The organism is Pseudomonas sp. PA-1-6B (assembly GCF_021609545.1).
GTDB lineage: Bacteria > Pseudomonadota > Gammaproteobacteria > Pseudomonadales > Pseudomonadaceae > Aquipseudomonas > Aquipseudomonas fluorescens_BV.
In genome coordinates this window covers 82487-97517 of the sequence record NZ_WJZM01000015.1, presented here as the reverse complement: position 1 = coordinate 97517, position 15031 = coordinate 82487, and the positions used below count along the sequence as shown (strand labels likewise).

Sequence of the window (15031 nt, the reverse complement as noted above, 5' to 3'; positions counted from 1 at the left end):
CCCCTCGCTAAATTGTGCCCCACCCCAAAAGAGGGACGGCTTGCCACTCCCCGGCAGCCGCAAAAAATATCGAGACCGTCGCACCGACAACCACCCGCCGACACCGAAGCGGGCGTTGCGTTGCACGCACCTCTATCTGCCAGCCTGCAATGGAAAAAACAGAAAAATGAAGAGCCCTGTATCCCTATTGAGCAGTGCCCTGCTGCTCGCCATGAGTTCATCGGTATTCGCTGCCAGCAGCGTGGACCTGGCCGTCAAAGGGCTGATCACGCCCAGCGCTTGTGCGCCTAGCCTTTCGGGTGACGTTGATTATGGAAAGATCTCGGCAAGAGACCTGAACATCGACAGCCTGACCTGGCTTGAACGCAAGACCGTGCAATTGAGCGTGAACTGCGACGCGGCGACGCTGTTCGCCATCCACCCCGTCGACAATCGTGCGGGCTCGGCCGCTTATGGCGATGCCTTTGGCCTGGGCGTGATCAACGGCACCCAGAAGCTCGGCGCTTATAGGTTGGTATTCAGCAGGCCCGTCGCTGAAACGCCTTCCACCTTAATCACGATGTACAAAGACGGAAACCAATGGTTCCGACTCTTTGATGACGATGAAGTAGCGCCAAACGATCGGGTAGCGCTGGGCAGTCGTATTGACGGCAGTTGGGCGCCTCACCCGATCAAGGACGCGATCGTGGACGTCACGCTCTTGACTTCGATCGGGCCCGCACGCGACCTGACACTGATCAGCGAAGTGGCCATCGACGGCTCAGCGACCTTCGAAGTCCAGTACCTGTAAGACCTCGCCCCCCAGCCCAAGGAGATTCACTGACATGAATGTTTTTGCATCCGGCCTGATAGGCGCCTTGCTCCTCAGCCCGACCGCATTCGCCGCCAGCAACACAGACTTGCTCGTGCGCGGCAGCATCACCCCCAGCGCTTGCTCGCCAGTCATCTCCGGCGGCGGGACTGTGGACTTCGGCAAGGTGTCGGTCAAGGACCTCAACACCGATACCTACACCGATCTGCCCAGAGAAACCATGCTGTTGAGTGTGCGCTGCGACGGGCCGACGTACTTCACCCTCAACACCATCGACAACCGTTCAGGCACCTCCGCCAGCCACTTCAGCTGGCATGGGCTGGGCACCACACCCAGCGATGAAAAAGTCGGCGATGCCGGGCTGGGTCTCTATATGCCCGTGGCCGACGGCGTCTCCGTGCGCACCATCACTTCAAGGGATGGCGGCGTGACCTGGATGCCTTCGGTGATGCTCAGCCATACCTTGCTGACGGCGATCGCCCACAGCGACGACGTGATACCGATTGCAATTCAGGAGCTGGACGCCGAGATCCGCCTGATCACCCATATCGCACCTGCCAACAACCTGACGTTGACCGACGAAGTCCCTATCGATGGTCACGCCACCGTACAAGTCAATTACCTTTAAGGAGCCCCACGATGAAAACCCGATTGACCGCCCTGGCCGCCGGCGTATTGCTGCTCGGCTCGGCCACAACCTTTGCTGCATCGTCCGTTGACCTGACCGTTAAGGGGCTGATCGTGCCCAGCGCTTGCACACCCAGCTTGTCCGGTGGTGGCGTGATCGACCACGGCAAGATTTCCGCCAAGGACTTGAATACAGACAGGCAGACACAGCTCGATAGACAGACCCTGGCAATGACGGTCAATTGTGACGCCCCGATTCAGTTTGCCCTGCACTCGGTAGATAACCGTGCTACTTCAAGCCCGTCAGGCTCAGGCTATTATGGGCTGGGCTTTACCAACGAGACCCAGCAACTGGGTTATTACTACATCCGCATGAGCAACCCGGTCGCCGATGAAGGCGTGGTAGTGCAGACGATTTCCTCCTATGACCTTCAGAATTGGATGAGATGGCGAGACTGGGACGCAGGCCTGTACATGTCGGTGGCCTCAATGGATGACGCCACCCAGCCCCTGGCAGTTAAGGATTTGACCGTCGACCTGGACGTGTTCACCACTATCAACCGCGCCGACGGCCTGGACCTGAGCAACGAAGTAACCATCGACGGCTCCGCCACCCTTGAAGTGAAGTACCTCTGACCCATGGCGCCCCATGCCCTCATCCTTGATGGGCATGGGCTTTGCCGTGGGCTGTGTTCACCCGTGCCAGTGATGAATCGATGACTATGTTCACCCGTTTCCTTGCCGTGTTGTGGTTATCCCTGGGCGCTGCGACCAAGGCCAGTGCGGGCAACGCTGTCGACCTTACGGTAACCGGTCGTGTGACACCGGATGCCTGCTATATCGAGCTGTCGGATGAAGGTTTTGTCGACCACGGAAAGATCCCCGCACACACCCTCCTTGTCGACGAATTCACCGTGCTGCCCAGCCGACAACTCGAACTGCAGGTGCAATGCGCCAGGCCCATGTTGTTTGCGCTGGTGGGTATCGACAATCGTGCGGAGTCTTCCCTGGCACCGGATTATTTCTATGGGCTGGGCAGGAACATCCATGTACCGGACGAGCGTCTCGGCTCCGTGGCGCTGTCGTACCGCAACCCGGTGGGGGATTCACAGGCCATGCAAGTCTTGGCCTCCACCAACAGCGGCGAAAGCTGGACGCAAGAGCCCAATGGCTACCCGCGATCCTATATGGCCTTTGCCCCGACGGGCGACCGTCAACCCGACTTCATCAGCCAGTTGAGGGTCCAGCTTCAAGTGGACACCGCCATCAACTTTTCGCAGTACCTGACTCTGAATCAGGAAGTGCCCCTCGACGGCTCCATCGTTCTGGATTTGCGTTACCTCTGACCCACTCATTTCGCCTAATGGAAAACCCATCATGACGATGACATGCTCAAACACCGCGTTCGGCCTTATTGCCCTGCTGCTGATATTCGGCAATCAAGCAAAGGCTGACGGCATGGTCCCGGACACATCCGTGGTGATCGTCCACGAGGCCGATGGTGAAGCTTCCGTCTCGGTGACCAATTCCGACAGCCAGCTTTCGCTGTTGCATGTGACCTTGCAGGATATTCCGGAAGACACCGAACCCCTGCTGGTGGTGACGCCGCCGCTGTCCCGAGTCGAAGCGTCCAAATCCCAGTTGGTGCGCTTTATTCTGCAAAACCAAAAACCGTTGCTCACCCAGCGGCTCAAACGCGCCGTGTTCGAAGGCATGCCCCAGGGCCGCGCAGCCACTGCCGCCGGTCATGCCCGGGTGGGCGTGACCGTACGCCAGAACCTGCCGGTGATTGTGCATCCCAAGGGCCTGGCACCCAATCGCAGCCCCTGGACCGGCCTGACATGGACCCTGCGCGACGGCCAATTGCAGGTGCGTAATGACACGCCCTATGTGGTGCGCCTGGCACAGGAGCTGCAGTTGTTGCCCGGCGACGGCAAGGCGATGCTGCCGCGCACCTACGTGCTGCCAGGTGAAGCCTTGAGCGTGCCGGCCAGCGGTGGCCAAGCCAAGACGGTGAGGCTGCAACCGGCCACTGTGTACGGGTTTGCGGTCAAGGCCTACGACGCCCCCATCACCCTCTGACAGAAAACCACAGGCGTCGCCAAGACCGCCGCCTGGATAACGAAGTGACGGCTTATCGACCGTCACCAGAACGCCCAAAGCCCCGAACCAAATGAGGGCTGTGCGTTCACTAAGCGAGTACCTTGCGTGAAAACAGTATTGAGTTACCGTGACGGCGAAGCCGTGCCCATTCGCCCAGCCTTGCCGCTGGTGTTGCTGCTGTATGCGCTTATGCCGGACAAGGCGTGGGCCGACGACACCAGCCCCGCAGGCTTCGACGCCCAGACCTTGCATCAGCGCGGCATCGATCCACAGTTGGCCAGCCTGCTGCTGGCAACCCCGCGCTTTGCCGCCGGGCGTCATAGCGTCAACCTGCGAGTCAATGGCCTGCGCCGGGGACGCCTGGAGGTCAGTTTCGATCAACAGGGCACCCCCTGCCTGGACCGTGCGTTGCTGGACGCCGCCAACCTGGTGATACCCGCTGATCCCGTAGGTTGTGAGGATTTTCTCGTGCGGTATCCGCAAAGCCTGGTGGAACCGGACCCGTCGACACTGACGTTGGCACTGGTCGTGCCCACCGAAGCACTGCGCCCCGTGCAACAGGACATCTCGGGCTACCAGACCGGCGGGTTTGCCGGGATGCTCAACTACGACCTGAGCGGGTTCTACAACCGCTTTGGCGAAGACGCCAGCCGGTTTGGCTCAGCCAATACCGAAGTCGGCTTCAACGCCGGCGACTGGATCGTGCGCAGCCGCCAGGTGCAGACCTGGCAGGATGGCTTATCGCGCAGCACCCACTTGGAGGCCTATGCGCAACGGACCTTCGCCAGCCATCAGGCAGTGCTGCAGGCCGGGCAGATCAACCTCTATAACCCGGTGTTGTCTGGCGCACAAATCACCGGCGTCCAGGTGCTGACCGAGCAGGCCCTTCAGGAGCAAGGCCAGAGCGCGCAAATCCAGGGGATCGCCAACAGCCCGGCACAGGTAGAAGTGCGCCAGAACGGCGCGCTGATTCACTCCACCGTGGTGCCTGCCGGGCCGTTTGTGCTGAACGATGTACGCCGTTTGAATACACGTTCGGACGTCGAAGTTACGGTCAAGGAAAGTGTCGGCGGGGAACGACGTTTCACCGTACCCGCCGCCATGCTCGGTCTCGGCCTGCCTGCACCCGGCTATTCGGTCGCAGCGGGGCGCGTACGTAACGTCGGCGGGGCCGAGGCAGAGGCGCCGTGGGTGGTCAGCGCCGGTTGGACCGGGAACTTGCATCCGCAACTGACCCTGGGCACTGGCGTGCTGGCGACCGGCGAGTATCGCTCGGCGGGCGCCAGCCTGGGCTGGCTGCCGTGGCTGGACAGTCAGATCCAAGTGTCTACCCAATTGTCCAACACCCAGTCGTGGGAAAAAGTCTCGGGCGTGCAGACTGATCTTTCCTGGTCACAGCGCCTGAGCGAGCGCTGGTCGTTCAGCGCCGCCAACTCCTGGCGCAGCAGCGGCTACCGCGAACTGGAGGAAAGCACCTACGAGCGCGACGACAGTCAGCGCAACTCACGCTATCGCGATCAACAAAGTATCAACCTGGGGTGGTCACATCCGCAGTTGGGCGCATTCAGCGCCGGCGTTTCACGTTCGAGTACCTTCGAGGGCAACAGCAGCAGCCGCGCGCTCGCAGCGTGGGGCACGAGCATTGGCGCAGTCTCGTTATCGGCCAGCGCCGAGTGGCAGATGGGCGGACGCCAGCAACAGGACAACGCGGTCTACCTCACTGTCAGCGTGCCGTTGGGCGAAAGCCGCCGGCTGCGCAGTTGGGTGCGCAACTCCGGCGGCCAAAACCGTACCGGCCTGGGCCTGACCGAACAGATCGACGACCAACTGAGCTACCGCGTCAGCGCCGAACACGACAGCAGTGACCATCAGGTGGAAACCAGCGTGGGCGTTTCGGCATTGCCGCGCTATACCCAACTCGACTTGAGCTACAGCCGCTCCGATGCCGAGCGTTCGAGCTACCAGGGCGGCGCCCGCGGCGGTGTAGTCGTGCATGGCGACGGCATGACATTTACCCCCTACCCGGTGCGCGACACCTTCGCTCTGGTATCCGTCGGCGACATGAGCGGCATCAAGCTCAGCACCCCCAGTGGGCCGGTGTGGACCGACTGGCAAGGCCAGGCCGTGGTGCCGCAGGTGGCCGCCTACGGGCGCAGCCCAGTGGAAGTGCAGACCCGCTCGCTACCGCGCAACGCCGATATCAACAATGGCCTGGCCGTGATCTCGGCCGGGCGTGGCGCTGTCGATCGGGTCGAGTTCGGCGTGGGCCTGACCCGCCGCATGCTGCTCACCGTCAGCGACGATAAGGGAAACCCCATGCCGGTGGGAGCGTCCGTTACGACGAACACAGGTGAGTTCATCACCTTGGTGCAGGACGCCAGCCAGGTGTTCCTGCCCAATGTGCTGGACCAAGGAGCGCTGTGGATCACCACCTCCCAAGGCAAACGCTGTGAATTGCGCTACCAACTACCGGCAAAAGCCGACCCCACGGTGTATTTCGAAACCGCACCTGCTCGTTGCCACACACCATGAGGAGTACTGCCATGCACCCTGCAATCTGTTTGCGCTACGTGAGCCTGGGGTTATTGCTCGCGTTTGCCGGCACCGCTCAAGCCTTTGAGGAGTGCCAATTCAACCTCAGCGAACCGATGGTGGATTTGGGCTTGATGAGTCGCCTGGCGCAAAGCGACAGCGCGCCGCAACGCCTGCTCGGCGAGCGCCGTTTGAGCCTGACGTTCACCTGCCCCCAGGCCCAGGACCTGAGCCTGTTTTATCGCGGCACCGCCGCCTCCGCGCAACGCCTGCAATTCACTCCCAACGGCAGCTACGCCATCGAGGTCGGCAACGCCGTACTCGACGGCCGGGCGGTGGAACTGGGCTTGTTGCCCGGCGCTGGCCAGGCGCCGGTGAGCAGCGCCAGCGTGCTGGAATGGCGGCCCGACCATGGCATCGCGCCGCTTCACCAGGGCACGGTGTTACAGGGGAAAACCCTGGCGTTGCAGTTGACTCTGCGCGCCTGGGCCGACCCGGCCGCCACCCAGGTACGCGACGCCACCACCTGGGAAGTCAGCGGGATGATGTACCACAGCGCAAGCGGGCGTTACCGCGACCTCACGTTGCGCGCCCACTTCGCGCCGACCGCCTGCCAACCGACACTGTCGGACCAGGGCGTCGTGGACTACGGCACGCTGTACGCCAAGGATCTGAGTGCCACCCACGAAACACCGCTACCGACGCGCACCGTACGCCTGAGCGTGACCTGCGATGCTCCGGCCCGCTTCGGCCTGCGCATGAAAGACAATCGCGATGGCTCAGCCACCGGCGGCACCGATGAAACGGCCTATGGTCTGGACCTGGACGCCAGCAACAACAAAATCGGACGTTTCTACCTGACGGTCGACCCAGCGGAATTCAGCGCCGACAGCGTGTCCACGCTGTACCGCACCGACTCCACCAGCAATGGCGCAGCCTGGAGCAGTTCGACTGCGCGGCAGATACCCATGGCTGCCAACAGCCTCATGGGCTTTACCGACAAGACCGGCGTGACTACGGGCCCACTCGCCATACAGGTCCTGACCGGCACGATGCGCATCAAGACGTACCTGGCCCCCATCCAATCGCTGGATCTGCGCGATGTCGTGCGTATCAATGGGTCCGGCACCCTCGAAATCATTTACTTGTAGGAGTGCGTACCATGAAAATTCCTGCCCTTTGCAGCCTTCTATTATTGACCAGCACCCAGGCGGCGCTGGCGGCCTCGACGGTGGACCTCAGCGTCCAGGGGCTGGTCACGCCCGCCGCGTGCCTGCCGCAACTGTCAAACGGCGGCCTGATTGACTACGGCAAAATATCTCAACAAGACTTGAACCTGGAAACCCGCACCCGTCTTCCCGCCAAGACCCTGTTCTTCGGCATGGCGTGTACCGGCCCGGTACGTTATGCCCTGCGCATGCAAGACAACCGCAGCGACTCGACGCTGGTCGAAAGCGAGATTTACTACGGGCTGGGGTTCGACAGCAACGGCACGCCCCTGGGCGTCTACTCCATGACCTTCGATCCTCGGCAGACCCAGGCCAGCAACAACGGGCAACTCTACGGCACCGAATCCACCACCGGGGGTCTGGCATGGCGCACGTCCAACCTCAACCCCATCGACATCGGTTCCAGGAGCTACCTGGGTTTTACGTCGATCGAGGGCAGCGTCAGCGGCCCCACCGCCATTGGCATAATAGGCAGCCACGTCACGGTGCAGACCGTGATCAATGCTCGCAAGCATCTGGACTTGAGCACGCAAACCCCGATTGACGGCTCGGCCACGCTGGAAGTGGTTTATCTCTAGACCTTCTCACAGGTGACGTGCACGTAGCGCGCACGTCCGGCGCCCAGGCCCGCCACGATGGCGCCGAGGCCGATCACTGCGAAGATCCAGCCGATGGCCGTCCAGCCGCCGGTCCAGTCATGCACCACGCCCACAGCGAAAGGGCCAAGGGACGCCAGGGTATAACCGATCCCCTGGGCCATGCTCGACAGGTTGGCGGCTACGTGAGCGTCACGCGAGCGCAGCACAATCAACGTCAGCGCCAGGCTGAAGGTACCGCCCTGCCCCAGACCGAGCAGAATCGCCCAACCCCACAAACCGTCCAGCGGCGCATACAGGCAGCCGAACAGGCCGCCGAGGGTCAGCAGCATCACCACCACGATCGCCAGGCGCTGGTCCTTGCCACGGGTAGCCAGCCATGGCGCGGCCAGGGAACTGAACAACTGCACAATGATCGAGCCGGACAACGCCAATCCCGCCTCTGTGGCACTCAGGCCACGGCCGATCAGGATCGACGGCAACCAGCCGAACACGATGTAGGCCAGGGACGATTGCAGGCCCATGTACAAGGTCACTTGCCAGGCCAACGGGTCACGCAGTAGCCCCTTCACACGGTAAGCGACGCGATGGGCGCCGTGCTTCTGCCCCACTTGCGGCAACCAGAACAACGCCGCCAACAGCGCTGGCAGAATCCAGAACCCCAGACCAAGGGGCCAACTGTCGCCGAAGTAATGACTCAAGGGTACCGTGGCCCCTGCCGCCAATGCGGCGCCCAGGCACAGGGCCATGGTGTAGACGCCGGTCATGGCGCCCGCACGTGCGGCGAAGTCGCGCTTGACGATACCCGGCAGCAATACGCCGATGATGCCAATGCTGGCGCCGGCGATCAGGCTGCCGGCAAACAGGCCCACTTCCCCGAATGAACTGCGCAGGATGATCCCGCCAGCCAGGGTCAGCAAGATGCCGAACACCACCCGCTCAGCCCCAAAGCGTCGGGCCAGGATCGGCGCCATGGGCGCGAACAGGCCCAGGCACAACACCGGCAGGGTGGTCAGTAAACCGGCTTGGGCGGCCGACAGGCCCAGGCTGCTGGAGACGTCGGCCAACAGCGGCGACAGGCTCGACAAGGCCGGGCGCAAGTTGAGCGCGACCAGGATCAGGCCCAGCAACAGCAACCAGGGCCGGCTCACCCGCGGGTGGCTGTGCTGCACCTCGTCGTCATCGGCCTCGGCGTCAATCAACAACTCTTCAAGTTCGGGCGTGCGTTGGGTTTCAGGGTTCATTGATCAACTGCCGGCAGAGGGATTTGGCACGTTCGGGGTCTTGCTGCTCCACGGCGTCAAGCAGGGCAACGTGCAAGTCGAACACGGCCTGGCGACGCGGTGAAAGGTTCAGGGTCTGGCGCAACTGCGCGCCGACGATAGCGGAGAAATACTGATACAGCTCGCTCAACGCCGGATTGTGTGCGGCGTCCACCAAGCGTTGGTGAAACGCCAGGTCGGCGCTGATATAGGCCTCGAGGTCGCCCTGATACAGCGCGGCGCTGGCATCCAGCGCTGTGCGCAATGCTCGCAGGTCACTTGCAGTACGGCGTTGCGCAGCAAGGCCGATGGCTTCCACTTCCAGAATCTGCCGCGTCTCCTGCGCCTGCCCCAGGGTGCAATGAGACAACGCACGCATCGTGCCCAACGGGTCGGTCATCGAGCGCAGATAACTGCCGTCGCCCTGGCGGATTTCGATCAACCCGGAGAATGCCAACACGCGCATGGCTTCACGCACTGTGTTACGGCTGATCCCCAGTTCGGCGCACAGTTCGGGCTCGGTGGGCAGGCGTTCGCCAACGGCCCACACACCCTGGGCAATGCGCAGACGTAGTTGTTCCAGCGTCTGGTCAACCAGGGAGCGTTTGATCAGCGGGGCAATGTCTGTCATGGGCTTTACGCTTTCGTCCAATCATAGGATGAATTTTCCTACAGCCTATTGGGAGTCGCCTACAAAGGCAACGCACTAGGGTTTTTAGGCAGGGAAAGGAGCAGTATTTTCGATTGGTAAAATTACCCTCAGAGGGTAATTATTGGACTCAGGTGTCTTATGGAAAAGTACACACCTCATTACGATCTGGCCTTGATCAAGGCGCAAGTCATCCGGCTGGGCCACAGAGCCTTTACGGCAACTGCGCGGGAGAGCGCTCGTCAACTTGAATTGAGCATCGGCCAGATGCGGTTGGCGGACTGCGCCCTTGAAACGCGAATGTTGTACAAATCGATGACAACCTATGCAGACCACCGGATATGGCAGGACGTCTATCTGATCAAGATGTACGGTACGGAGATTTACATCAAGGTGACTCACCGCCCAGGCGGCGAAGCTCCCGTAATCTCCTTCAAGGAGAAAACCTTATGAAAACCCAACAATGCGTGAATTGCGGAACCCATGATGGAATGCAGTATTTCGCAGGTCGCACCTTCACCATCAACACACGCGGCATGATGCGCGACATTCCAAACATCGCGGGCTGGGAATGCCAGGTTTGTAAGGAAATCGAATTCGATCATGACGATGACAGCGCAGAGCGTTATTCCGATGCCAGTGACCAATTATTGATTGATGGCAGAAAAGTCATCGCGGCTGAAATGAAGCGAATCCGTCGCAAACTGCACCTCACTCAGAAGGAGGCAGTGAAGCTGTTGACTGTGCGCGGGCAAAACTCATTTTCTCGCTACGAAAGGGCTGAGGTTTTCCCTCCTGAACCATTGTTTACACTCATGCGCCTACTGGATAAGCATCCGCATCTGCTGGCCGAGATCGAGGCGCTCAATGTCGGAGAAGACCTCAATCGCCTACTCATTGCAAAAGATCAGCAACAACGTGCGGCCCAAGCATCCTGATGCAGATCAACAGGCAAAAAACAAACCCGGCTCCAGGCCGGGTTTGTTTTTTAACCTTCCATCAATGCAATATCTGGCTCAAGAACAACTTGGTCCGCTCATTCTGCGGGTTATCAAAGAAGTCATTCGGCGCCGCCTGCTCGACGATCTCGCCCTTGTCCATGAAGATCACGCGATTGGCCACTGTGCGGGCAAAGCCCATTTCGTGGGTCACGCACAACATGGTCATACCGTCTTCGGCCAGGCCGATCATGGTGTCCAGTACCTCTTTGACCATCTCCGGGTCCAGCGCAGACGTCGGCTCATCGAACAGCATGATTTTGGGTTTCATGCACAGCGCGCGGGCAATCGCCACACGCTGTTGCTGGCCACCTGAAAGCTGCCCGGGAAACTTGTGGGCCTGCTCCGGAATGCGCACACGCTCCAGGTAGTGCATGGCGATTTCCTCGGCCTTGCGCTTGGGCATCTTGCGCACCCACATCGGCGCCAGCGTGCAGTTTTGCAGGATGGTCAAATGCGGGAACAGATTGAAGTGCTGGAACACCATACCGACTTCGCGGCGGATCGCTTCGATCTGCTTGAGGTCATTGGTCAGCTCCACGCCATCGACCACGATGCGGCCTTGCTGGTGCTCTTCCAGGCGGTTGAGGCAGCGGATGGTGGTGGACTTGCCCGAGCCCGATGGGCCGCACAGCACGATACGCTCGCCCTGCTTGACGTTGAGGTTGATGTCTTTCAACACGTGGAACTGGCCGTACCACTTGTTGACGCCCTGCATCTGGATAATGCCTTCAGGGCTCACAGGCTGTTTGATTGCTTCGCTCATCAAAAAACTCCTAACGCTTGTGGCCAGTGTCGAGCTTGCGTTCCAGATGCATGGAATAGCGCGACATACCAAAACAGAAAATCCAGAACACCAGGGCGGCGAACACATAGCCTTCGGTGGCCATGCCCAGCCATTTGGGGTCGGCGGCGGCTTGCTTGACGCTGTTGAGCAGGTCGAACAGGCCGATGATGATCACAAGGCTGGTGTCCTTGAACAGGGCAATGAAGGTGTTGACGATCCCAGGGATCACCATCTTCAAGGCTTGCGGCAAGATCACCAGGCCCATGCTGCGCCAGTAGCCCAGGCCCATCGCCGCAGCGGCTTCATATTGGCCCTTGGGAATCGCCTGCAAACCACCGCGCACCACTTCGGCCACATAGGCCGACTGGAACAGGATCACACCGATCAGCGCCCGCAGCAGCTTGTCGAAGTTCATGCCTTCGGGCAGGAACAACGGCAGCATCACCGAAGACATGAACAGCACGGTGATCAACGGCACGCCTCGCCAGAACTCGATGAAGGTCACGCAGACCACCCGAATGGCCGGCATGTTCGAACGCCGCCCCAGCGCCAGCACAATGCCCAGCGGCAATGCGCCGGCGATGCCCACCGTGGCGATCACCAGGGTCAGCATCAGGCCGCCCCATTGGCTGGTCGCCACGTTGCTCAGCCCGAACACGCCGCCATGCAGCAAGCAGTAGGCAATGATCGGGTACAGCACCAAAAAGCCCAGGCCATAGATCGCCTTGCGTGGGAAACGCGAGATGAACAACGGCGCCACGCCCACGATGGCCAGCCATACCGTCATGTCCACGCGCCAGCGCAGGTCGACGGGGTAATAGCCATACATGAACTGCCCGAAGCGCTGTTGGATAAACACCCAACAGGCGCCCTCCTTGGTGCAGTCGGCGCGGGTGGTGCCCACCCAGTTGGCATCGAGGATGGCCCAGTGCAGGATCGGTGGCACCACCAGGTACACCAGGTAGATCGCCAGCAAGGTCAGCAGTGTATTGAGCCAGCTCGAGAACAAGTTGGCGCGCATCCAGGCCACCGGCCCGAAGACTTTGCTCGGCGGTGGCATATCAGGTTTGAACGTATGCGTAGTCATGGGTGTGTCCTCACCGCTCGATCAGCGCAATGCGCTTGTTGTACCAGTTCATCAGCAGGGAAATGCTGATGCTGATCGCCAGGTACACGCTCATGGTGATGGCAATGACTTCAATGGCCTGGCCGGTCTGGTTGAGCACCGTGCCGGCAAACAGCGAAACCATTTCCGGATAACCGATACCGGCGGCCAACGACGAGTTTTTCGCCAGGTTCAGGTATTGGCTGGTCAGCGGCGGAATGATCACGCGCAACGCTTGCGGGATGATGACCTTGCGCAGCGTCGGCCCCGGGCGCAGGCCCAGTGAACGTGCCGCTTCGGTCTGGCCATGGCTCACGGACTTGATGCCCGAGCGCACGATCTCGGCAATAAATGCCGCCGTGTACACCGTCAGCGCCAAGGTCAACGCCAGCAGTTCCGGGATCAGCACCCAGCCACCGACAAAGTTGAAGCCCGCAAGCTTGGGCATTTCCCAATGCAATGGCGTACCGAAGATCAACACGCACAACGCCGGGATCACCACCAGCAGCGCCAGGCCCGCCCAGAATTTATGGAAAGGAACCCCCGTCGCTTCAAAGCGCTTGTTGGCCCAGCGGGTCATCAGCACGATGGCAACGATGGCGACCGCCAGGCTGGCGACAAACGGCCAGAACCCATCGGACGCCAGCGCTGCCGGCATGTTCAAGCCACGGCTGCTGACAAAGAAGGTGTCACCGAAGTTATGGCTGTTGCGCGGCCCTGGCATGGTCAGGAACACCGCGAAGTACCAGAACAGGATTTGCAGCAGCGGCGGAATGTTGCGGAATACCTCCACGTACACCGTCGCCAGCTTGTTGATCATCCAGTTGGGCGACAAGCGTGCCACGCCGATGATGAAGCCGAGCAGGGTTGCCAGCACCACACCGATGACGGTCACCAGCAAAGTGTTGAGCAGGCCGATGACAAACACCCGGGCATAGCTGTCCGATTCGGTGTAATCGATCAAGTGCTGCGCGATGCCGAAACCGGCACTGCGCTCAAGAAAGTCGAAACCCGAGGTGATGCCCCGGTGTTGCAGGTTGGTCTGGGTGTTATGGAACAGGTACCAGCCCAGCGAGACCACCGCCACGATCGTGATGATCTGGAACAGCCACGCACGCACTTTGGGGTCGCTGAAGCTGAGCTTCTGCTTGGGTGCGCCGATTTGATTTTGCATGAAGTGCCCCGAAAATAATGGAACAGAACATCACCCGGCAGTTGGCCTACCGGGTGACAGAACCATCAGCGATCAGCGCACAGGGGGTGCGTATTGAATGCCGCCGTTGTTCCACAGGGCGTTCAGGCCACGGTCGATTTCCAGCGGCGTGCTCTTGCCCAGGTTGCGCTCGAACATCTCGCCGTAGTTACCCACTTGCTTGACGATCTGTACCACCCAGTCCTTCTTCACTTTCAGGTCTTTACCGTATTCGCCGTCGGCACCGAGCAGACGCGCAACGTCCGGGTTCTTGGTGGCCTTGGCTTCAGCTTCGACGTTCTTGGAGGTCACACCGGCCTCTTCAGCGTTGAGCATGGCGTAGCCCACCCAGCGCACGATGGCCAGCCACTCGTCATCACCGTTACGCACGACCGGGCCCAGGGGCTCCTTGGAAATGGTTTCCGGTAGCACCACGTAGTCTTTCGGCGAAGCCAGCTTGCTGCGCTGGGCGAACAGCTGGGATTTGTCGGACGTCAGCACGTCGCAACGCCCGGACTCCAGCGACTTGGCGCTTTCATCGGAGGTGTCGAAGGTGATCGGGGTGTATTTGAGGTTGTTAGCGCGGAAATAGTCGGAAACGTTCAGCTCGGTGGTGGTACCGGCCTGGATGCAGATGGTTGCACCGTCCAGTTCCTTGGCGCTCTTGACGCCCAGCTTGTTGTTCACCAGAAAGCCGATGCCGTCGTAGTAGGTAATGAAGCCCGGGAATTTCAGGCCCATGCCCGCATCGCGAGAGCTGGTCATGGTGGTGTTGCGCGACAGGATGTCGACTTCGCCTGACTGAAGCGCGGTGAAACGCTCCTTGGCGTTCAACTGGCTGAACTTGACCTTGGTGGCATCGCCAAATACGGCAGCCGCCACAGCGCGGCAATAGTCAGCGTCGATCCCGAGGATCTTGCCGCTGGCATCCGGCACCGAGAAACCCGGCAGGCCGTCACTCACACCGCACTGCACAAAGCCTTTCTTCTGCACGGCGTCCAGGGTGGCGCCCGCCTGGGCAAAACCACTGACACCCAGTACAGCCGCCGCAGAGACGATGGCCAGGGTGGATTTCAATACCTTCATTACAAACCTCCAATTGCTCTTGTTGTGTCGGAGCTCCAACCTCAGCGCACCCTT

At 60.7% G+C, this 15031-nt stretch carries 16 protein-coding genes; 10 read left to right on the top strand and 6 right to left on the bottom strand.

What is annotated here, in order from left to right; all coding sequences use genetic code 11:
* The 8 genes from GIV35_RS10080 to GIV35_RS10045 all read left to right on the top strand — a co-directional run.
* Window positions 1–790: DUF1120 domain-containing protein (locus GIV35_RS10080; protein WP_329609955.1), on the top strand; the 790-nt coding region annotated here is incomplete at its 5' end.
* 34 nt (window positions 791–824) lie between these two features.
* Complete coding sequence (locus GIV35_RS10075) at window positions 825–1439, top strand: DUF1120 domain-containing protein (RefSeq protein ID WP_236264384.1); 615 nt, start codon at window positions 825–827, stop codon at window positions 1437–1439.
* An 11-nt stretch (window positions 1440–1450) separates the two neighbouring features.
* Window positions 1451–2074 (top strand): DUF1120 domain-containing protein, encoded by a 624-nt coding sequence (locus tag GIV35_RS10070; protein WP_223023291.1) that lies wholly within the window; start codon window positions 1451–1453, stop codon window positions 2072–2074.
* Window positions 2075–2154: 80 nt separating this feature from the next.
* Window positions 2155–2784, top strand: a complete 630-nt coding sequence (locus tag GIV35_RS10065) for a DUF1120 domain-containing protein (protein ID WP_236264383.1) — start codon at window positions 2155–2157, stop codon at window positions 2782–2784.
* Window positions 2785–2815: 31 nt separating this feature from the next.
* Window positions 2816–3520 carry a fimbria/pilus chaperone family protein gene (locus GIV35_RS10060; RefSeq protein WP_198714894.1) on the top strand — a complete coding sequence of 235 codons (705 nt, stop codon included), beginning with the start codon at window positions 2816–2818 and terminating at the stop codon, window positions 3518–3520.
* A gap of 138 nt (window positions 3521–3658) precedes the next feature.
* Window positions 3659–6073: a fimbria/pilus outer membrane usher protein gene (locus GIV35_RS10055; protein ID WP_268939820.1), complete on the top strand. Its 2415-nt coding sequence runs from the start codon at window positions 3659–3661 to the stop codon at window positions 6071–6073.
* Window positions 6074–6084: 11 nt separating this feature from the next.
* The gene (locus GIV35_RS10050; protein ID WP_236264381.1) at window positions 6085–7224 is read left to right on the top strand and encodes a DUF1120 domain-containing protein; all 1140 of its coding nucleotides are present in this window, start codon (window positions 6085–6087) and stop codon (window positions 7222–7224) included.
* An 11-nt stretch (window positions 7225–7235) separates the two neighbouring features.
* Window positions 7236–7880, top strand: coding sequence for a DUF1120 domain-containing protein (locus GIV35_RS10045; protein ID WP_200648485.1), 645 nt, complete (start codon window positions 7236–7238; stop codon window positions 7878–7880).
* Here the strand turns inward: GIV35_RS10045 and GIV35_RS10040 are convergent.
* Window positions 7877–9142 carry a CynX/NimT family MFS transporter gene (locus GIV35_RS10040; protein WP_198791260.1) on the bottom strand — a complete coding sequence of 422 codons (1266 nt, stop codon included), beginning with the start codon at window positions 9140–9142 and terminating at the stop codon, window positions 7877–7879. The genes GIV35_RS10045 and GIV35_RS10040 overlap by 4 nt on opposite strands.
* Window positions 9132–9791, bottom strand: a complete 660-nt coding sequence (locus GIV35_RS10035; RefSeq protein WP_105225839.1) for a FadR/GntR family transcriptional regulator — start codon at window positions 9789–9791, stop codon at window positions 9132–9134. Before GIV35_RS10035 ends, GIV35_RS10040 begins: the two co-directional genes overlap by 11 nt.
* A 159-nt stretch (window positions 9792–9950) precedes the next feature.
* Between GIV35_RS10035 and GIV35_RS10030 the strand changes: the two genes are divergently transcribed.
* Both GIV35_RS10030 and GIV35_RS10025 read left to right on the top strand, forming a co-directional pair.
* The gene (locus GIV35_RS10030) at window positions 9951–10262 is read left to right on the top strand and encodes a type II toxin-antitoxin system MqsR family toxin (protein WP_236264380.1); all 312 of its coding nucleotides are present in this window, start codon (window positions 9951–9953) and stop codon (window positions 10260–10262) included.
* On the top strand, window positions 10259–10747 hold the full coding sequence (locus GIV35_RS10025) for a type II toxin-antitoxin system MqsA family antitoxin (RefSeq protein ID WP_105225838.1): 489 nt from the start codon (window positions 10259–10261) through the stop codon (window positions 10745–10747). Before GIV35_RS10030 ends, GIV35_RS10025 begins: the two co-directional genes overlap by 4 nt.
* A 61-nt stretch (window positions 10748–10808) precedes the next feature.
* On the opposite strand, the gene GIV35_RS10020 is transcribed toward GIV35_RS10025, so the two are convergent.
* The 4 genes from GIV35_RS10020 to GIV35_RS10005 form a co-directional block, all read right to left on the bottom strand.
* Window positions 10809–11573 (bottom strand): amino acid ABC transporter ATP-binding protein, encoded by a 765-nt coding sequence (locus GIV35_RS10020; RefSeq protein ID WP_010444394.1) that lies wholly within the window; start codon window positions 11571–11573, stop codon window positions 10809–10811.
* A gap of 10 nt (window positions 11574–11583) precedes the next feature.
* Entirely contained in the window at window positions 11584–12681 is a 1098-nt protein-coding gene (locus GIV35_RS10015; RefSeq protein ID WP_014717022.1) for an amino acid ABC transporter permease, read from the bottom strand.
* A gap of 10 nt (window positions 12682–12691) precedes the next feature.
* A complete protein-coding gene (locus GIV35_RS10010; RefSeq protein WP_105225837.1) occupies window positions 12692–13873 on the bottom strand; it encodes an amino acid ABC transporter permease in 1182 nt (393 codons plus the stop codon).
* Window positions 13874–13945: 72 nt separating this feature from the next.
* Entirely contained in the window at window positions 13946–14977 is a 1032-nt protein-coding gene (locus GIV35_RS10005) for an amino acid ABC transporter substrate-binding protein (RefSeq protein WP_034128697.1), read from the bottom strand.
* Window positions 14978–15031 lie beyond the last annotated feature (54 nt).